The sequence below is a fragment of the Microcoleus sp. B5-D4 genome (assembly GCF_036705145.1).
Taxonomy (GTDB): Bacteria; Cyanobacteriota; Cyanobacteriia; order Cyanobacteriales; family Microcoleaceae; genus Microcoleus.
The window spans coordinates 21,193-41,686 of sequence record NZ_JAUBTV010000017.1; the positions used below are offsets into that span (position 1 = coordinate 21,193).

A 20,494-nucleotide genomic window follows, 5' to 3' on the forward strand; every position below is an offset into this window, starting at 1 on the left:
CACAGGCCCAAAAGCCAGTTGTTGAGAATAGCGCAAGATGTTAGTAGCCCCCATTGATCTGCCAGACTAATCTAAAATTTTAAATGGATTCAGGAGTCTTGGGCGATCGAACCCTCGCTGTTGTGCTGCTGCGCGTTGCCGTTTACGTCGCCGAGTTGCAGCCGCACGTCATCTATTGCCTGATTTAGCTGGGCAATTTTATCTTCTAAACTCAGCCTTGCTACTTCCATCCCGTCGGCTTCGAGTTGGCTGGCTTTCCTCTGGCGGATTTTTCTGGTTTTTGCGTCTGAAGGTTCACTCAGCAAAGCTTCAGCAGCGCGCCGCGACAGCACCGCGCCTAAAACTGCACCCACCAAGCCACCAACAGCAGCTCCGGCAATAAATCCCCCTGTAAAACCCTCTCGATTACTCATAGCTCAACTCAACTGCGCGATATTTCCTTGATTTGTTTATTTTGACACTCTCCCGGTGAGAAACCAGGAGATTGTTAGTTGTTGTCAGGTAGGCGTTGCACAATTTGAGGAGGATGGTTGTGGGGTGTCCCGCCTGCTGTGAAAATACACGCCTTCGGGCTACGAGATCCCATCCGACAAAACAATCAAAATCATCCCGCAATTATGCAACACCGTCAGGTAAGGCGAGAATTCCGACTTCAGAGTTAAAGCGGATCATTTCCAAAGATCGATCGCCATAAAGATCTTCAATGTGCTCCAAGCAGCACTCGATCGCGAAATCGTTCAATTCAGTCGGCTCAACGCCGTACATTTCCTCAAACACCTCTGAGTCTACCCGACAAAAGCGCGGTCGATCGGCATAAATTCCGCATTCTCGCGTCGCTCTGTCAAAATTAATACACCAACCGTCATCTCCGACTAAGCTCAAATAGAGCGCTAATTCGTCTTCAGATAAATACTCGTCTAAGTCTGGGCGCTCTGTTGGGTCGAGGTAACAACAAGCACCGCACTGCTTTACGCAACGCCAAGTAGCCATAGTTTGATTTTAGATTTTAGATTTTAGATTTTAGATTTTAGATTCGGAGCATTATGTGGAAAATGCCAAACTTTAGGAGACTAGAGCTCTTCAAGTATATCAATTGCCAGCGCCGGAGGCGGATATCCCGAAGGGGCGGTTCGATTTTAGATTTTAGATTTTAGATTGGGGGGACTTTCCAGGAAGGGGCATCAAGTCCCTGGTTTCCTGTGACTGAGAGGTCGATCGTAGTTTACATTTTGTTGAATTTTGTAAAGTTCCTTAAAAAATATGGTCGATCGCCCGGTAAAATCAGAAGCGGATTTTCTAATTCAACAATCTAGACTTAATCACTACAGTCAGGAGGACACATGGACTTTATAACCGATCTTTTCAGTGGTATGGGTGGTGTAGACTACCAACTCATTGTTCAGGTAGCTTTACTCGCAGCCGTCGTGCTTTCTGGCCCGATCGTGATTTTTCTCTTGGCAGCTAAAGGCGGCGACCTGTAATTATAGCACGCTAGGCGGCGATCGATAGTTGGGAGTTTTGAGTTTTAAATGATGCAAAATTCACAAGGCTCGATCGCCAATTTTCCCAGTAGCACGAGCTTTGTTATCAAATACCTAGGGCGTGTTTAGCAGTTTGAATCAAATTCTCAAAAAAAGGTAGAGATACATCGACTTCTCTAGCATCTTTGCGGGAGTTGCCTAATAAACCGATGTTTTGTCCGGGTGCAACAGCCAAAACTTGCCCTTGAGAGTTGCGAATTCTCAATTCCTCGATCGAGCCTGCAGGAGATAGACTGCAAGAATAAGTGCGATCGCAATAATCAAACTCAACTTTTCCGAACCTCGGTAGCCTCGAAGTAGCAGCATTTGCCGGCAGCCGAACGCCCAACAATTCTAACTCAACCGATGTCTTGCCATTAAAACTATTTTCCCGCAATCGGTAAGCAATATCAACCCGCCGAGGCAAAGGAAAATATTCCCCCCAACGCCAAGCAATCGCCTTCACACTAGCCGATACATTTCCATCTTGAGTTGCAGTTAGTTTAACGTGACCTCCTTTACCAACAATTTTCTGTTCAGTTATGCAAACATTAGGCGTCCAAAATACAGGAGCCTTATTTTCAATGCCGCAAGGTTCTAGAGCATCAATTTGTCGGTAAAGGTCGAGATTTATCTCTGCCAAATTTGCCTGCACATCTACTGAAACCAGCGGTTTTAGGTGTTCCGGCTGCAAACATTGATTGGCAAAAATTGACAGTTGATTGCGGAATTCTTCGAGGTTATCAGCAGGCATAGAAAAACCGCCAGCCGCTTTGTGTCCGCCAAATTTAGTTAATAAATCCGCGCAAAAATTCAGCCCGTCAAATACATTAAACTCAGGAATTCCCCTCGCCGAACCCCGGACAATTTTAGCGGGCGGGCACGGGGGCACGGAGGAGGATGAGGTTGTAGGGGCGGTGCCCCCGTGCCCGCCCTCATCCTCAAAAGTACCAATAAACACAGGTACGCCGTAGCGTTCCACCAACCGAGAAGCTACAATCCCGATCACCCCGTGGTGCCAACCCGGTTGCACGACAACTAAAACTCGTTCTTGCTGCAAGTCTAGCTCACTTTTCTCGCACCAAGCGATGGCTTCCTGCTCAATTTCCTGGCACAACTCCTGCCTACGCTGATTGATTTGTTCGCACTGCATCGCGTTTTTAAGAGCCAATTCGCGATCGTCCGTAGTCAGCAACTCTATCACAATTTGAGGGTCAGCCAGCCGCCCCACAGCATTAATCCGGGGCCCAAGCCTAAAACCAATATCTTCAGGCTTTAAGGAATTTTGAGTAGGGGCGGTGCCCCCGTGCCCGCCCTTGAGTTTTGAGTTAAGAATAGATGAACTTTCGGCACTTCCCGGCTGCACTCCAGCCACCTGAATCAAAGCCTGAATACCGGCCAATTGCGAGTGAGGTAACAGCCGCAAACCACGCTTTACCCAGCGCCGATTAACCCCAGTCAAAGGCGCTAAATCCGCAATAGTTCCCAACGTGAATAACTCCAGCAGGGGATTTACCAACCCCCCAACTTTCTGCATATCCTGAGCCAAAGTAATAGCCAAAACATAAGCAACGCCTACGCCAGCTAAACCGCGATAAGGCGAAGATTCCGCGATTAATTTCGGGTTGAGAATAGCATCTGCCGGCGGCAGTTTTGGTGGCAAATCATGGTGGTCTGTAATAATAACTTTAACACCGAGTTCTCGCGCTCTAGCAACCGGGCCGTAGGCTGCAATTCCGTTGTCAACCGTGAGAATGAGAGCGACACCTTCCGAGTGAAATTCTTCTACAATGCGATCGTTAATCCCATAACCTTCTCGCATCCGGCTGGGAATAGCATAATCCACATTCGCCCCCAGAACCCTGAGAGCTCGCAGCAACAAAGCCGTGCTCGTCATCCCGTCAGCATCGTAGTCGCCGCAAATCGCAATTTTTTGCCCTCCCGAAATCGCCTCCCGCAACAATTTGACACTCGCAGCCAAATCTGGAAACTCATCCATTGGCGCGGGCAAAACCAGAGATTCCGGTTCGATAAACCCTTGCACTTCTTTAACAGAATCGATGCCCCGGTTAATCAGTACCTGTGCCAGCAAGGGCGACAAACCGATTTCAGTGGCAAACTGTTCGGCTTGCTGTGGTTGAGGCGAATAAATTTGCCACCGTTGGTTTGGCAATCGGTGAAAATGCGGGGGCACAGATGTCGGTAGCTCTTGCACGGAAGCTGAGGTTTAAATATACATAATTAATCTTACCTAATTAAGTGCATCCGTCCATCAATTTTAGATTTTAGATTTTAGATTTTAGATTTTAGATTGATGCTGATGAGTTTTTTGGGTAAAATCCAAAGGTTGTTTGTAGGAAAGCTTTTTTGGGAAGATCTCACCGCACCCACATAGGGATATAAGCCCTGCTAGCAGTCGTGGAAACCAAAAAATTTTAGACCAAAGTTCAAACCCCCCAGATTTATCTGTGGAGTCAATCTAAAATCTCGAATCTCAAATTGACTAGCGGGAGCTGCAGAACTAAATGTAGCAGGCATTTGCGCTGCCCGCCCTAGGGCGCAGACTACTAATTTAATGAGGAGACTTGCATGAGTGGCGATCGACCACCTTGGTTTAAAATTGCATTACAGGTTCGGGGGTCTGTCATTCCCTCAATTTTGCCCCGCGTTTTGCTGTGCGGCGGCTTTGGAGTTCTTATTTCCCTGCTGCACTTTTTTAAGTGGCCGGTTTCCTTACCAATTTTGTCGAGTATTGTACCCAGTATTGTCCTGGGTCTACTGTTGGTTTTTCGGACAAATACAGCCTACGAAAGATTTTGGGACGGTCGAAAAATGTGGGGAACTTTAGTCAACAACGTCCGCAATTTGGCGCGCCAAATCTGGGTAGCAATCGAGGAAAAAGACCCGCAGGATATCGTAATCAAAAAGTCAGTCCTGCGCCTCTTACCTGCCTTTGCAGTAGCCCTGAAACTGCACTTGCGCCAAGAATTAGTAAATTCAGAATTGGAGCATTTGATGTCCCCATCGCAGTACCAAAAGCTCAAGTCGATGAACAATCCGCCCCTAGAGATTGCCTTTTGGATTGAGGATTACTTGCACGAACAGTACGAGGGCAATTGCGTTGATGTCTATCAGTTAACTGCTATGAAGGAGTTGATCAACTCTATGATAGATGTATTAGGCGGCTGCGAGCGAATTTTGAAGACCCCTATCCCTTTGGCTTACGCGATTCACCTGAAACAACTATTGTTGCTTTACTGTTTGGCACTGCCCTTTCAAATGGTGAAAGATTTGAGTTGGGGAACCGGCTTAGTTGTGGCTTTAATTAGTTTTACTTTGTTCGGCATCGAAGAAATCGGCATTGAAATAGAAAATCCCTTCGGGCACGATGACAATGATTTGCCTTTGGACAATATTTGTGCTGCCATGCAGCGCAATATCGACGATTTAATTTCTTTATCTCCTAGCGTTCATGAACACGTGAAAGATAAGTAGAGTCATTCGATTTGAGATTTGAGATTTGAGATTTTAGATTGGTACATAAAATCTAAAATCTCAAAGCTTCGGATTAATTTTTTTTAACAATAAACAGCATTAACCCAGCCCATACTAACAATACAGGTGTCAGCCAATCTCCCCACCGCACGTACAAAGTCCGAGTTTGCCGCCGATAAATAGTAGTATCTCGGACTTCATAGGTATTAATCCCAGACTTCCAAACCGTCTCGCCGCGAGGATTTACAAAAGCAGAGTAACCGGTATTAGTTGCGATAACTGCCCATCTATCAGTTTCAATTGCCCGCATCACATCTAGAGCATGATGTTGAGCCAACATGGGCGGTTTGTAATGGGCATTGTTGGAAGCGGTGATCATAAATTCGCCTCCATTCGCCGCCTGATATCGGAAGATTTCAGCAAAGGCCGAATCGTAACAAATTCCGACAATGGCGCGGCCAAACGGCGTATCAAACAATTGTTTAGAATTGCCTGGTACTAAATGAGCATCTAAGGGAGAAAGCCGATTAATAATCCCGCCTAAGATTTCATAAAAAGGGATATATTCGCCTAAAGGCACTAGCTTGAGTTTATCGTAGCGACCGACAATTTCTCCAGTGCGATCGATCGCCAATAAGCTATTAGTGATACTATTCTCTTGCTGTCCGAATCCTCCAACCCAAGCCACAACGCCGCGTTCGAGAATAGCTTGGTAAAAGGAAAGAGTAGAACGCTGATACTCGTTTGTCCAGATAAAAGGCAACGCTGTCTCTGGAATTAACACAGCATCGACTTTCCTGTCTGCTAACTGTTTGTACCCAGCCGTGTAACCTTCCAAAGCGCGCCGCCACCCCCCTGAGTCAAACTTAATCTGGTTGGGAATATTGCCTTGAATGATGCCAATTTTTAATGATGTTCCCGCCTCTTGAATTAAAGGCCGATTGTACAAACTCCAGCCTGCAATATGCAAAACTAAAAATAAACCCGCAGGCAAAATATAAGCAACCGACTTCTTCCCTCGGACTTCTCCCTTCTTACCTCGGACTCTCTCCTGCTTCCATCCATCAGTTACATCAGTTACATCCGTTACACAATCCGTTGCCGAACTTCCTTCTTCCTTCTTCCTTCTTCCTTCAATAAAAGCTTCTGCGATTAAGCCATTTACTGCTACAATAGCGGCTGTTACTGCGCTGGGCCCGGAGAGTTGACCGAGGTGCAATATTGCTAAATTGTGCGGGCTTTGCGTGTAAGATAGTGATGTCCACCACAGCGAACCTGTACTCCAAATACTTTCTAAGGCACACCACAAAGCTGTGCCAATTAAAACGCGAGTTAATGCTGAAAATTTAGAGCTACCCCCCCCAGCCCCCCCTTGTAAAGGGGGGGAGTTAAGAAGAATAAGATCGGAGCTACCCCCCCCAGCCCCCCCTTGTAAAGGGGGGGAGTTAAGAATAAGATTTGGATTTTTTCCGGGTAAAGTTAGGGAGTTGAGAATTACAAATAGCCACGCCCAAACGGCGACTAAGGCGGCTCCCCAGAGGGTGATGAATGCCCAGCAAAAAAGTGCGATCGCCAAACTCGGCCACCAAGGAACTCCCAACCAAGTCATCGGGTGAATTCCCATAATCCAAGATAAGGCTAATCCGTGATAGCCAATTCCCCACAGTGAAGGAAGAAGGAAGTTCGGCAACGGATTCTGTAACGGATGTAACGGATGGATTTTGAGGAAAGAAGGAAGAAAGAGAAATTTTTGTTTTTGTTGTTCTATTTTTGGCTTTTGATAACTGACAACCAAAACCCACAGCGGAGCTAATGCTACCCAAGCCAATAGCCAAGCATTTACTGGTGCGGTTGTCAATGCCATCAAAATGCCGCTGAAAAGTGCGATCGCCCAGGCTAATGTTTTGGATTTATGAACCACGAGTTTTTCAAATTTGTGCCTGTTAAATATCGCCACTTTGATGATTGCCAAAAATAATAATTCTTAATCAATATATCAGATCGATCGGGAAGAAGGAAGCTCGGAAACGCGCAGTGTACGAGATTTAATAGATTTAACGGATTCAACTGAGAAGTTGCACCATTCTCAATAAGCTTTTTATGAACAGGCAAGATGCCTGTTCCACAAGAAAATTCACTCTTTGTGGAACAGGCATCTTGCCTGTTCCTGAGAATGGTGCAAGATGTGATATTTAACGGATTTAACAGAAAAAAATCTATCAAATTATACTTGCTCAAGCAAAAAGCGCCCCTATTTCTAGGAGCGCTTTTTGTTAATCAAAAGCTAAGTTTAGCCGTTGATGGAGGGAGCAACCATTGCTACGGGAGTTGTTTCACCGGCGGCCAAGTCGAGGGGGAAGTTGTGAGCGTTGCGCTCGTGCATTACTTCCATACCCAAGTTAGCGCGGTTGATGACATCAGCCCAAGTGTTGATGACGCGACCTTGCGAGTCGATAACCGATTGGTTGAAGTTGAAACCGTTGAGGTTAAACGCCATCGTGGAAATACCCAAAGAGGTAAACCAGATACCGACAACTGGCCATGCACCTAACAAGAAGTGCAAAGAACGGCTGTTGTTAAAGCTCGCGTATTGGAAGATTAACCGACCGAAGTAGCCGTGGGCTGCGACGATGTTGTAGGTTTCTTCTTCTTGACCGAATTTGTAACCGTAGTTCAAAGATTCAGTTTCGGTTGTTTCGCGAACCAAGCTGGAGGTAACAAGAGAACCGTGCATGGCGGAGAACAGAGCACCGCCGAAGACACCAGCAACTCCCAACATATGGAAGGGGTGCATCAGGATGTTGTGCTCGGCTTGGAACACGATCATGAAGTTGAAGGTGCCGGAGATACCCAAGGGCATACCGTCAGAAAAACTGCCTTGTCCGATCGGGTAAATCAAGAATACTGCGGTTGCTGCTGCAACAGGTGCAGAGTAAGCGACGCAGATCCAAGGACGCATACCTAAGCGGTAGGACAGTTCCCATTCACGACCCATGTAGCAGAAAATGCCAATCAGGAAGTGAAATACTACCAATTGGTAGGGGCCGCCGTTGTACAACCACTCATCGAGGGAAGCTGCTTCCCAGATGGGATAAAAGTGCAAGCCTATAGCATTCGATGAAGGCACAACAGCACCAGTAATGATGTTGTTGCCGTACATCAAGGAACCTGCAACGGGTTCGCGGATGCCGTCGATGTCCACAGGAGGAGCAGCGATGAAGGCGATGATGTAGCAGATGGTGGCGCTGAGCAAGGTGGGAATCATCAAGACGCCGAACCAACCGATGTAAATCCGGTTTTCAGTGCTTGTGACCCATTCACAAAAGCGTTCCCAAACGTTGCCGCTTTCGCGACGCTGTACGGTTGTTGTCATTTGGTTTATGATGGCTTAATTGAATTTTCAAGGTTCGTTGTGGGGAGGCCCCACGCTTATATTAGTAACACCATTCACTAAAGTTTGCCAAGGGATTACTGCTGACAATTCAAAAATTTTACAAACATTTACAAAAACTGGATTATTGGTAAATATTTGTAGTTTTTTACAAAGTAATATTACAAGCCAAACGGGTTAAATACAGCGACCTGAATAACTGAATCTATTGGCTGTAGCTTGGTTCAGCAGTTCGAGCATTGTTTTTTGTTCAGGTCGATTCTCTTTCTCTTTAAATATCTGTTAATTAGGTCGTGAAGAGATGATTTTTAATATTTATTTACATATCATCGGTGGATTCTGCGAGGGTAAATTTGTATCGGGAGAATACTGAAAATCTGGTTTTTAGTGCGATCGGGCTGCATTAGACAAGATTGCAACAGTTCTTTTAATTAAATTTTAGGACGGGCTAGAAGCCCATCCCACAAGAAAAAAAATTTGTGGGATGGGCTTCTAGCCCGTCCTAATTATTTTTGCAATTCAAGTCTATTCTCAATAATCTCCAATCAACCGGGTTTATTGACGAAAAAAGAAACCCGGTTTCTGAGGCGCTGGGCAATAGAAATCAACCGGGTTTCTGAGGATGAGTCCGCAAGTTCTGCGTAAAAATTAGGCTTTAGCCTGGGGGCCAGTTCATCTGCCGACCGCCGAGAATGTGAAGGTGCAGGTGGTCTACAGTTTGGCCGCCGTCGCTGCCGCTATTAATGACGACGCGATAGCCGTTGCTAAGTCCGAGTTGTTCTGCTACCCGTTTGACAGTCAGCAGCAAGTGTCCCATGAGAGCATGATCTCCCGATTCGGCATCGGCTAATTTGGCAATAGGCTGTTTGGGAATGACGAGGATGTGGACGGGTGCTTGCGGATGGATATCTCTAAACGCGAGGGCCAAGTCGTCTTCATAAACGATGTCTGCGGGAATCTCTTTGCGGATGATTTTGCTGAAAAGCGTTTCTTGAGTTGTCATGGGTGTTAACGAAGTTCGGCAACGGATTGTGTAACGGATGTAACGGATGTAACGGATGTAACGGATGTAACGGATGTAACGGATGTAACGGATGTCGGGAAGAGGTTCGAGGGAAGACTCAGCAGGAGAGAGGGAAGAGGAGAAAAAGAAGAGGCAAGGAAAAGTTTTTCTTGCCTCTCCCGATATTCATTAGTCATTGTTAATCATAATAGATGATGAATCAAGGACAGGCAAATTAAGGATAAAGAAAAATGCTTGCTAGGGTTTGGAGTGCATCGATCGTTGGAATTGACGCGGTAAAGGTGGGTGTTGAGGCTGATGTGTCAGGGGGGCTACCGAAAATCGTCGTTGTGGGGTTGCCCGATTCTGCGGTGCAAGAAGCTAAAGAAAGGGTTAAGGCTACGCTAAAAAATTCTGGATATGCTTTTCCGATGCGGAGTATTGTGATTAATTTGACTCCGGCGGATTTGCGGAAGGAGGGGCCGAGTTTTGATTTGCCGATCGCCATTGGCATTTTAGCAGCATCCGAACAAGTCAGCGGTCAACTTTTGGGAGATTATTTGTTTTTAGGGGAACTTTCTTTAGATGGGAGTTTACGGCCTGTGGCTGGGGTTTTGCCGATCGCCGCTGCTGCTCAAAAAATGGGTATTTCGGGGTTGGTTGTACCGGCTGGTAACGCGCAAGAAGCGGCTTTGGTGCACGGAATATCTGTTTATGGTTTTGAGAATATTTTTGCAGTTACTGATTTTTTGAACAATCCTGAAGTTTATTCGCCTGTAGAAGTAAACGGTCGAGAAGAATTAGCTAAAACGCGGTTTTCTGGCCTTGATTTAAAGGATGTAAAGGGGCAAATTCACGCGCGGCGGGCTTTGGAAATTGCGGCGGCGGGGGGACACAATTTAATTTTTGTGGGGCCGCCAGGGAGCGGTAAGACTATGTTGGCGAGGCGTTTGCCGGGTATTTTGCCGCCGCTGACTTTTGATGAAGCTTTGGATGTGACTCAGATTCATTCGGTGGCTGGGTTGTTGAAGGATAAGGGAAGCTTGGTGGGCGATCGACCTTTTCGCAGTCCTCACCATTCGGCATCTGGGCCTTCTTTGGTAGGTGGCGGCAGTTTTCCGCGTCCGGGTGAAATTTCTTTAGCACATCGCGGCATTCTTTTTTTGGATGAATTAACTGAGTTTAAAAGAGATGTTTTGGAGTTTTTGCGACAACCGCTGGAAGATGGTTATGTGACGATTTCTCGAACTAGACAATCGGTGATGTTTCCGGCGCAATTCACTTTAGTTGCTAGTACGAATCCTTGCGCTTGCGGTTATTACGGCGATTCGATTCAACAGTGTACTTGTTCGCCGCAAAAGAGGGAGCAATATTGGGCAAAACTTTCGGGGCCTTTGATGGATCGGATTGATTTGCAAGTGGCCGTAAATCGTTTGAAACCCGAGGAAATTACGCGACAGCCGACGGGGGAGGAGTCGGAACCGGTGCGGGTGAGGGTGCAGCGGGCGCGAGAACTCGCAACTCGCCGTTTTCAGTCGGAATCTAGTTTGCGCTGTAATGCCCAGATGCAAAGCAGTCACATTAACACATGGTGTCAGTTGGATGATGCTTCTCGGAATTTATTGGAGATGGCGATTCGGAAGTTGGGGCTGTCGGCGAGGGGGAGCGATCGCATTTTGAAGGTTGCTAGAACTATTGCTGATTTGTCGGGGGATGAAAGCTTGAAAACGAATCATGTGGCGGAGGCGGTGCAGTATCGGACGATCGATCGGATGCAGTAAGTCAATCGATTTTAGATTTTAGATTTTAGATTTTAGAGGCGACCCCACGGATAAATGCGGGGGCTCTTCTGATTTTCGATTTTCGATTTGGGATTGATTCCACGGATAAATCACGTGGCGGGTACCACCTTTGAAATTCTTGGTCAGCAACGGCTCAAAAGACACAATCCCCCGATCCCCGACTTCTTAAAAAAGTTGGGAATATAACTGTTGATTCGGCGATTTAAATCGCTTCTAAACATACGAATTCCCACCATAGGGCGACTAAGGGATTAAGGGGGTATTTAAGCTCGATTGATGTTGCCAAATTATTTAATTGAGCAACTGAAACGCCCCAATGTTCCAATGTTTATTGTCTGATTTTTTGGTGCATGGTGCCAGGATCACTTGTGACAGTTGCGTAAGTCCTGTTAGTGTTAGATTGGGGGAGGCGACAGCAAACCACGGCAGCAGTTAAAGTGGCGATCTAGGAAGCTTTAGACCAACTGCCCGAAAGCTAATCAACTCAAGTGTATCAGCGCAAATATCAAGAGGTTTATCAGCACGTCTACGAATCTTATTCTGAGGCCACAGGCAGTATTTATAGCACCGCAGCTTGAAGCTGGTGTCAATGCCACCCACCCACAGCTTTTGTCAAAAACCCCTCATAATTTCATCAAAAATTCATCAAGTTTATACCCCCTTTTTGTCATTTTTACTGTAATTTATGATACCGATCGCCCAAGTTGCCCGAAGCTCCACAACGGCAGAATTTTTAATATTTAATTTCTCGCTCTCTCTCTCCCTCGCTCTCCCTCGCTCTTCCTCGCTCTTCCTCTTTCTCTCGCCCCCTCTCTCTGTTTCACCCTAAAATTTGAAATTTTTGAGTGACGAATTATGGCACGATCGCAGCGCGTTTTGATACCATTCAATCAAGCGCAAGACAATCAGGGAATGCACTGGAGGTGTGTAAATGGAGCTTTTGGCAGAACAAAAACGGTGCTTGGATTGCTTGGTAAGCTCGATCGAGCAATTGGGAGGTCGAGTAGACATTCCAAAGCTGGAGCAGATAGCTGAGCTAATTATTCAAACGATGAGAGGGCCTTGGCGCTACTTTCACACGTCGGAACACATTTTTGAGGTCGGGGGGTCAGTCGATCCGATCGAGGTGCTGGCTGCGCTGTTTCACGACCTCGTGTACGTGCAAGTCGATCAGGGCGTTAGTTTCAATATTAGCAGCGCCCTTTGTCCTTTTGTCAAAGAGGTGCGATCGCAGTTAGTTATTAGAAATGAAACCGAACTGCCCGACGATGCCATGTATCACCTAGTGGCCTCAGTATTTGGGTTTATTCCCGGCAAGACTCTCTCTCCGTTTGGCGGCCAAAACGAATTTTTGAGTGCCGTTATTGCTGCCAAATCTTTGGAGCCTTTTTTGCCAGCTAGTACGATCGCCGAAATCGCCGCTTGCATCGAAGCTACTATCCCTTTTCGTCCCGTTTCGCCCAGCGGTTTGAGCGCGATCGAACTTTTGCACCAGCGTTTGGTAAGTGCGAACCGCGATTTTAACTTGGGATGGAGCGATGCCCAAATCGTAGAAATTGTCAAGCGTGCTGTCAGGTTAGCCAATCGGGATGTAGAGAATTTTGCCTCTCCCAATTCCTCTAATTTTTTAGACAATACCTGGAATTTGATGCCAGAAACCAACCACGAATTGACCAATGTTAATTCCTATACTGTTGCCGGATATCGCAGGTCTCTGCAAAAAATGGAAGGATTTTTGAACTTCCTCAAACCCGAACTGGTTTTCCAGCAGTTTATGCAAGAGCCGGACGATGCAACCTACGCTAACCTGATTGCTAGAACTCGCAAAAATATCGAAGTTGCTAAACTTTATCTGGGGGTCAAGCTAATTACTATCGCCATTTTAGAAGCTCTTTCCTACCGTTTGGGGCGCGATATTCCGCTTTCAACTATGATGGGAGAATTGCGTACACCAGGATTTAAAACCTCGGTTTTGGAGGATTACTTGCCCAACAGACAGAGCGCCTACCCCTTAGACAGTCAGTTGCAAAGAGAAGTGTTAGACCTGCTAGAAATAGGACGCAATCAAGAATCGCGCTATGATATTAAAAACTCCCCGGTTTCTACGTTTATTATCAAATCTATCGGCTTTGCTGAAACAGAAAACTTTTTGAAGAAAGCTCAAGAGTTTTTTGCAGATCCTACTTCTTCGGAAGAGTTTCTCTCTTACTGCGCTCCCGATGTCATCGAGACCATCACCTCCGGCGTGATGAAACTCTTTGACAGCAGGAAGACGGCTTTAGGGAAAGTTAAATTAGTTCACCAAACTGTTTCTTAGGATAGGTTGGCACACTCTTAAAACGTTTTCCACCGCAGAAACCAGGTTTCTTGAGTTCAGCCACAATGTCCGGTTAGTCTGAGATGTTGCACCATTCTCGCTTAACAGGCTTTCGCGCCTGTTTCACAAAGAATGAGTTTTCTTGTGGGGAGTAGGGTTTGGGCAGGAGATTCCGCCTATAGCAGGCTTATTGATAATGGTGCAAGATTTCACTTTAAACCCTAAAAAAAAGTCCTCTTTAACTAATATGTTGCACCATTCTCAATCAGCCTTTTATGAACAGGCTTTTCGGCCTGTTCCACAATAAAATTTATATTTTGTGGAACAGGCCGAAAAGCCTGTTCTTGAGACTGGTGCCAGATATCAGCTTTAAAGGACTTTAGCTATGAGTCTGGGGTTTGAACCCCAGGCGGACTAATTCGACATCCAACTTCTATTGCGGTGAACCAGTCGCACCCTCTGCGCCGGAGTTGCTTTCAGGTACAGCCGTATCCGTAGGATTAGACTCGCTCCGGCTTTCGGTATTAGTTTCGCCGCTGGTACCTGCTCCAGGAGCGCCCTCATCTTGAGTTGGAGAAGGAGTAGCTGAACTCTCAGGTGCTGCAGTTGGCGGAGTGGAAGCTGGCTCATCCTGCGGATTCGGAACCGTAGTATTGGTATTATTTGACGGCGAAGATGGAGACGGCGCTGCTTGCTGAGCGGGTGCATCTTGCTGCTGTGAATTTGGAATTGTAATATTGATATTGGGAGCCGGACTTGGTTGAGGAGCCGGAGTTGCCTTTTGAGCTGGACTTGGTTGAGGACTCGGCGTAGCCTTTTGAGCTGGAGATGGTTGAACCGGAACCGGAACAATCTTTTGAATGATCGTTTTTTCTCTCTCTATAGTCCGAGTCGGAGCAGGTGTTGCTGAAGGTTGATTCGCTTTCGGTACAACAATCACAGGAGCAGCAGTAGGAGTAGGAGCCTCCTCACCCCGATTGAAGTAATATACACTGCCGAGAACTAAGCCTACCAAAGAAGTAAGAAGAATTCCTAACAGTAACCCGCGACCTGCATTCTCGTTATCGCGGACTTCTTGGACTCCAACTTGGCGGTGATTTTCGGCCATTTCACCCTGTACATAACCTTGGTGATGAGCTGCTTCTTTAGAAGCCTTCGCAGTTGTACTCGGAACACTTGTAGTGGTTCGCGTTGTACTGACGTGACCGTTAGTTGCATCTGTGTGAACTTCTTGATGAATTTCACGGCTAGAGCTATTTTCTTCGTTAGGTTTCATAATTATCTTCGCCACCACTATTCAAAAAATATTTGTCTGTAGGAGATGCTCTGGTTGGAAAACTTGAGCTAAGCTGTTGAGCATTTAAATCACTTATTTCGATTTACTGTCAAGATTCAGGTGTAAGCGTTGGGTGTTTGGCTCATGAGTTTAAATGCTTAACAGCTTTTAGCTTAGGGAGTTTAGAGAACTTTTGGTTTTTCCTTCATTTGTATCCAATGTAACTTGTTAAGGTATTAACCAGGCTCTACCCTTAGAGTGATTCCCAAGTCCCCAAAGGCATAGAATTAGCCATACTTCAACAAAGAATATGGGCTAAATGAGTTATTTATAATGCTTACTCTGCAAGCAGATAGCAATCCTTGCAGGAGTCGTAAAAAAAATTAGGACTCCTGCAAGGATTGCTATATTTATAAAGCCAGTTTGTGCTTGAAATGTGTTTAAGTCCGGTTAGATAACCACAATTAAGTTTTTAGTAATAAAGACAACTTTTTTCTCATCTATCAAGAGAGGATAGTCGTACTCACTACCAAGAAGCTTGATTACGGGAAATTAACCGGACAGGAGCCTTACTAACAACTGAATTTTTTTTATTCTGTTCTTTCAATGATGATGGTCATGTGAGCGACTAATGCACCTATCGCTCCCACTGCTGCAATGACGGGAAACAATGCCGCACCGATGACTCCACCGACTACTCCCACTGTCAAAGGAACTTCTACTAAGATCCGTCCCTCTTCATTTTTGATAATGATGCGGCGGATATTTCCTTCGTGAATCAATTCTTTAACTTTAGCAACCAAATCGTCGCCGTTAATTTTTACCTCTTCGACGCTAACTTTTTCCTGAGTATAAGCAGGGGTTTCTAAAGGAGTCGTTTCAAAATTAACCTCAGTAACTTTTTGGGACGAAACTTTTTCAGATACAGGTATTGATTCTAGTTCTCTTGTCCCGACTGGTTCTTGTTCGCGATCTGTAGGTGTGTCCATTTTTTGTTCTCCTTTTAGGTAAAAGTATTTTTGTATAGAATTATATTAAAATATAACACGCAACTTTTTTTCTATCAATCATTCTTTTGGGTGATATTGCTGGGGGTGCTATGGTGCTTTTCTCTATTGAGATTTGACGGTGAGAGTCTAAACTCCTTCCTCAGTGGGCGTTAGCGGCCGACTTCCCTTGTGCCGTTTAGTTAACTGTCTGCTTCTAACCCTCGCACCACCTAACCATTGAAAAACTTCCAATCCAGACAAGGAAAGGATGAGAGCGACTTTCACACTCTCAGAGACTCATACTCAACAGGTGTACAGGTTGAAATACTGACATTGTACTGAAAGTACGATCGCCCCGCCGTGTATATAGTTACCACCTCTCGTTCGGGAAACCGCACATGGAAACCGTCGCTTACTTTCCTCAAAAGTCATTTCAATTTAGCTCAGTGCGATCGCCCAACCAAACCCCACCCCCGGAGGTTCCTCAAATCAACATCTTAGAGTTTCTAATGAGAATTGCCTAAAATCAAGGGGGAGGAGAAGTAATAATGATCGAAAGATTATCGCAACCAAACCAACTTCCTCAAAGTGAAGTGGAGGTTGGAGAAAAGTCGGGTAAAATACAATTATTTCCTTCTGCTTCCTCTTGATTCTCCGTCTCTGATTTTCCAGCGAGAGAATTTAAATATCAAGTTGGCAGCCAGACGGTACTTTTCTGCAAATTTTTAAGGAACATCAAGCGGATGTGTGGAGCATGAGTTTTAGTTGCGATCGCACAACTTTAGCATCGGTCGAGAAAAATTTCCTCGGTGAAGGTTTGGAGTCTCGATGCGGCTAAAGTATAAGCTGCCGAACTTGACAAATTGCTCGCCATCGGCTGTCCTTGGCTCGGAGACTACCTACAATACAATATTCGGGTTGAGTGCGATCGGCATTTGTGCAAAAAAACTGACAATTGAGATTTATGGGCAATTGCCGGAAACCAGTTTTGCCTGAATTTTACAATCGGGCGATCGGCAGCCGATTTGTCGCTATTGTTGTCTTATTGTAATATAATTTTACGCAAGGGGTAATAGCAAATGTACTGGCACAGGTCGCAGATGTCTATCCATCTGAACCAAATTAATGTCATCAAACATTAAAAATAGTTATGACTGTTATATTCGGATTAGTAAAATCTTGGATATATAAAATTCAATACATAGTCAGGTTTCAAAGGGGTGTCTGCTGTTAAATCAATCTAACCTGCAATATCGTTTCGGGGGACACCAGCAGGATTTAAGGCAAAAAATAATCCTGCTGAATTAACTGGATTCGAGGGAGCAGAGGGAAGTTGATAACTAAGCTATAAAAAGAGTAGAAAAGGCATTCTAAATAGTAGGCAAGACTCCAGCAGCCAACCGCAACTGCCAATTACCAAAGGAGGGAGCAGTGTATGAAACTGACGGGTTGAGTCCCCTAAAATCGCCGCTTGGTTTGCGATCGACTCTACAGGAATTAACCCTGTACGACTTTTTCCTAGAATCTGAGTGTCAGGGGGACGAAGTTGCTAAAATTTTTCAAGCAAACCCTTTAGTTCCCGGCATCATCATCACTCAGCAAGGAAAGTTTATAGGGATGATTTCGCGGCGGCGTTATTTTGAACACATGAGCCGCCCCTACAGCTTGGAGTTATTTTCTCAACAGCCTTTGTTCATACTCTACCGCTTTACTAAAACGGATATGTTGGTTCTCGATCGCGACACCTCAATTATGACAGCAGTGCGGCAGTCTTTGGAGCGATCGCCCGAACTAATCCACGAACCAATTGTAGTACAAGTAGAACCGGAAACTTACAAACTTTTAGACGTACACCAACTGCTGCTTTCTCAGTTGCAAATTCACGAGTTATCAACCGTAGCGATGCGCGAGTCGCAAGCGCAATTGAGACATCAAGCCCAACAGCTCGAACTTGCACTGCTGGAACTTCAGCGCACTCAAACTCAACTAATTCAAACAGAGAAAATGTCTTCTTTGGGGCAGTTAGTAGCAGGAGTAGCTCACGAAATCAACAATCCGATCGGCTTTATATACAGCAATTTGCACCACGCTAAAGAATACACGCAAGCTTTAATGCAGATGCTCGACATCTATAGGCAGCACTGTCCCGAATTCATACCGCAAATTGCAGCGGAAGCAGAAAAAATCGAACTCGATTATTTGCTAGAAGACTTGCCAAAAGTCTTAAATTCCATGCAGCAAGGTGCAGAAAGAGTGCGCGACATCGTTTTATCGCTGCGGAATTTTTGCAGATTAGACGAAGCTGAAATGAAGCAGGTCAACATTCACGACGGTATCAACAACACGATTATGCTTTTGCAAAGCCAGCTTAAAGGGAAACCGGGGCAGGAGGCGATCGAAATTTACAAAGAATACAGCGAATTGCCGCTGGTGCAGTGCTATCCCGGACAGCTCAATCAGGTATTTATGAATATTTTACTTAATGCAATTTACGCTCTTGTTGAGTCTAATAAGCACGAAAATGTTGATAAAAAAATCCTGAAAAAGTCGCAATCAGGCGAGGAAAAGCAGTCTTGTACAAAGACTCAATCATCAGTTTCTAAGTCTACCAGCCTGATTCCTACGATTTGGATTCGCACGGAGTTAATTGAGAAAAAAAAGGTAATAATTAAAATTTCTGACAACGGGCCGGGGATGACAGAAGATGTTCGGAAGCGGTTGTTTGATCCTTTCTTTACTACTAAGCCGGTCGGTCAAGGAACGGGTTTGGGACTGTCGATTAGCTATGAAATTGTTGTCAACCAACACGGCGGCACATTGAAGTGCTTTTCGGAACCGGGAAAAGGAGCAGAATTTGCGATCGAAATTCCACTTCAACAGTCTTCCCTAGCACAGATTTTGCCTCGCTTTGCGTGATATAGCAGAAGGAAGTTCGGCAACGGATTTTGTAACGGATGTAACGGATGTAAAGGATAGAAGGAAGATGGAAGACGGAAGATGGAAGAAGGAATAAAAGTTAGGGACTCGGCTGTTGAAACCGCTTCTTGTTAAACTTTCGTTCCTCTGGCTTGAGACTAAAGAATAAAGCCCGTCAGCTACCGCGAACCTTTGCAAACCCACTTCCACAAAGGATGACTCGGCCCCTGTTGGCGAATGCGGCGAACTTGTTGTTCCAAACCCTGTTTTTCCCGCAGGGGCAATCCTCGCACCATATTGCGACTTTGCCAAGTTAGCACTGCTAAAGTCATTCCCAAGCACAAACCCAAACCGAGAGTGGGCCAACGATTAAAAGATAAACCGTAGCGCACCGCCGCCCAAGTGAAGTGTTCTAACCACAAAGCGATTTCGCGGCGCAAACCCCAAATGCTCAAAGAACCGACGCTAATCCACAGCAATATCACTGTTAACCAGCGACCGTAAACTGTTAGTTTGTGAAGTCTTTGGACTTCAATTTGAAAAGTTTGGTCAGTAGTCATTTGTTATTTGTTATTTGTTATATTATGCCCGGTCGATTACCCCTAATACGGTAGGGGCTCCCCTCACGAAAAATATCTGCCAATAATTGACAATCTCAAAAACCAGCCCTTTTAATCGCTCGATCGGACATGATATTATTTGTCATGTGTCATTTGTCATTTGTTATTGATTCTTTATTATTAGTCAGTCAACAGTTAACCGTCAACAGTTAACCGTCAACAGTTAACCGTTCACAGTTAACCGTTCACAGTCAATTAAACTTCCTCTGACTGGTTGATTCCTTCTGCGGGGACGGGGATGGAGTGACCGGTGCGACTGCGCCACCAAGCTAGCAGCGTACTGGCAATGAAAATACTCGAATACGAACCAGCAATAAAGCCGACAATCAAAGCTAAAGCAAAGTATTTGAGGGTTTCGCCACCAAACAAAAAGATTGAAAACAATGTCAGCAGGGTGGTAAACGTTGTGTTAATTGACCTTCCCAGGGTCTGCATGACAGCATCATCGACAATTTGATCGATCGACTGTCCCGGATTTAGCTTGATTACTTCGCGCACGCGATCGTAAATTACCACTGTATCGTTAACAGAAAAACCGATAATTGTCAAGAGAGCGACAACAAATAAGCTGTCAACTTCCACTCCTTGAACTAAACCCAAAAACGAGAAAACACCAAGAGTAACCAACACGTCGTGGAAGAGAGCAACGAAAGCAAAAAAGGCATAATCCAACTGAAAGCGGAACGTTAGATATACCGTAATTCCAGCAAAGGAAAGGAATAAAGCCAACAATCCCGAAGTAAATAATTGTTTACCGAGGGTAGGCCCAACCGTATCGATTTGAGTAGATTGAGGAGAAAAAGTGCCTATTTTTTCGCTCAAAGCTGTTTGCAAATTAGTCCGCTGTTCGACATCCAAAGTTTTTGTTCGCAGTGACAAACCGCGCTGTTCTTTGCCGATAACTTGAAGGCTGCTGCCACCTAAACCTTGGGTGTCCAGGACTTCACGGACAGCAGGAAGATCGATGGGTTTACAATTTTCCGGTTTCGTGCAGTCGAGTTCAAATTGCAGCCGAGTGCCACCGACAAAATCTAAACTTGGGCGCAGTGGTGCGCGGATGTCGGGACGAGTCCAAGAAATCGCCATCGACACTATACCTGCGAGGATTATAGCGGCGGAAATACTCCACCAGAGCGATCGCTGTTTGATTACACTGAATTTCATA

At 45.5% G+C, this 20,494-nt stretch carries 16 protein-coding genes; 6 read left to right on the forward strand and 10 right to left on the reverse strand.

The genetic code is table 11. The features are described from left to right. Positions 1-89: 89 nt before the first annotated feature. Positions 90-413 (reverse strand): hypothetical protein, encoded by a 324-nt coding sequence (locus tag QUB10_RS10835; protein ID WP_333201959.1) that lies wholly within the window; start codon positions 411-413, stop codon positions 90-92. Positions 414-615: 202 nt separating this feature from the next. After that, the gene (locus tag QUB10_RS10840) at positions 616-990 is read right to left on the reverse strand and encodes a YkgJ family cysteine cluster protein (protein WP_333201961.1); all 375 of its coding nucleotides are present in this window, start codon (positions 988-990) and stop codon (positions 616-618) included. A 350-nt stretch (positions 991-1,340) separates the two neighbouring features. On the opposite strand from QUB10_RS10840, the gene psb30 reads away from it, so the two are divergent. Then, positions 1,341-1,481 carry a photosystem II reaction center protein Ycf12/Psb30 gene (gene psb30, locus QUB10_RS10845; protein WP_333054512.1) on the forward strand — a complete coding sequence of 47 codons (141 nt, stop codon included), beginning with the start codon at positions 1,341-1,343 and terminating at the stop codon, positions 1,479-1,481. 106 nt (positions 1,482-1,587) lie between these two features. Here psb30 and QUB10_RS10850 read toward each other — a convergent pair whose 3' ends face one another. Further along, positions 1,588-3,735 carry a DHH family phosphoesterase gene (locus QUB10_RS10850; protein ID WP_333201963.1) on the reverse strand — a complete coding sequence of 716 codons (2,148 nt, stop codon included), beginning with the start codon at positions 3,733-3,735 and terminating at the stop codon, positions 1,588-1,590. Positions 3,736-4,109: 374 nt separating this feature from the next. On the opposite strand from QUB10_RS10850, the gene QUB10_RS10855 reads away from it, so the two are divergent. Beyond that, positions 4,110-5,015: a bestrophin family ion channel gene (locus tag QUB10_RS10855; RefSeq protein WP_333201964.1), complete on the forward strand. Its 906-nt coding sequence runs from the start codon at positions 4,110-4,112 to the stop codon at positions 5,013-5,015. Between the two features lie 73 nt (positions 5,016-5,088). Here the strand turns inward: QUB10_RS10855 and lnt are convergent, their stop codons facing one another. The 3 genes from lnt to QUB10_RS10870 all read right to left on the reverse strand — a co-directional run bounded on the left by lnt (position 5,089) and on the right by QUB10_RS10870 (position 9,409). Beyond that, positions 5,089-6,972 (reverse strand): apolipoprotein N-acyltransferase, encoded by a 1,884-nt coding sequence (gene lnt / locus QUB10_RS10860; protein WP_333202068.1) that lies wholly within the window; start codon positions 6,970-6,972, stop codon positions 5,089-5,091. 333 nt (positions 6,973-7,305) lie between these two features. After that, positions 7,306-8,388, reverse strand: coding sequence for a photosystem II q(b) protein (gene psbA / locus QUB10_RS10865; protein WP_333083652.1), 1,083 nt, complete (start codon positions 8,386-8,388; stop codon positions 7,306-7,308). A 673-nt stretch (positions 8,389-9,061) separates the two neighbouring features. Then, positions 9,062-9,409, reverse strand: a complete 348-nt coding sequence (locus tag QUB10_RS10870; protein WP_333201966.1) for a histidine triad nucleotide-binding protein — start codon at positions 9,407-9,409, stop codon at positions 9,062-9,064. A 251-nt stretch (positions 9,410-9,660) separates the two neighbouring features. Between QUB10_RS10870 and QUB10_RS10875 the strand changes: the two genes are divergently transcribed. Then, positions 9,661-11,190, forward strand: coding sequence for a YifB family Mg chelatase-like AAA ATPase (locus QUB10_RS10875; protein WP_333141728.1), 1,530 nt, complete (start codon positions 9,661-9,663; stop codon positions 11,188-11,190). Positions 11,191-12,142: 952 nt separating this feature from the next. Further along, positions 12,143-13,528 (forward strand): hypothetical protein, encoded by a 1,386-nt coding sequence (locus QUB10_RS10880; protein ID WP_333141730.1) that lies wholly within the window; start codon positions 12,143-12,145, stop codon positions 13,526-13,528. A gap of 433 nt (positions 13,529-13,961) precedes the next feature. Here the strand turns inward: QUB10_RS10880 and QUB10_RS10885 are convergent, their stop codons facing one another. Further along, positions 13,962-14,804 (reverse strand): hypothetical protein, encoded by an 843-nt coding sequence (locus QUB10_RS10885; protein WP_333201968.1) that lies wholly within the window; start codon positions 14,802-14,804, stop codon positions 13,962-13,964. Between the two features lie 590 nt (positions 14,805-15,394). Then, entirely contained in the window at positions 15,395-15,793 is a 399-nt protein-coding gene (locus tag QUB10_RS10890) for a DUF4342 domain-containing protein (protein WP_333153818.1), read from the reverse strand. A gap of 398 nt (positions 15,794-16,191) precedes the next feature. On the opposite strand from QUB10_RS10890, the gene QUB10_RS10895 reads away from it, so the two are divergent. Together QUB10_RS10895 and QUB10_RS10900 are read left to right on the forward strand one after the other, a co-directional pair. Then, a complete protein-coding gene (locus QUB10_RS10895; protein ID WP_333153819.1) occupies positions 16,192-16,317 on the forward strand; it encodes a hypothetical protein in 126 nt (41 codons plus the stop codon). Between the two features lie 907 nt (positions 16,318-17,224). Then, positions 17,225-18,709 (forward strand): ATP-binding protein, encoded by a 1,485-nt coding sequence (locus tag QUB10_RS10900; RefSeq protein ID WP_333201970.1) that lies wholly within the window; start codon positions 17,225-17,227, stop codon positions 18,707-18,709. Between the two features lie 179 nt (positions 18,710-18,888). Here QUB10_RS10900 and QUB10_RS10905 read toward each other — a convergent pair whose 3' ends face one another. Then, positions 18,889-19,269, reverse strand: coding sequence for a hypothetical protein (locus QUB10_RS10905; protein WP_333201972.1), 381 nt, complete (start codon positions 19,267-19,269; stop codon positions 18,889-18,891). A 255-nt stretch (positions 19,270-19,524) separates the two neighbouring features. Next, complete coding sequence (secF, locus tag QUB10_RS10910; RefSeq protein WP_333201974.1) at positions 19,525-20,493, reverse strand: protein translocase subunit SecF; 969 nt, start codon at positions 20,491-20,493, stop codon at positions 19,525-19,527. Position 20,494 lies beyond the last annotated feature (1 nt).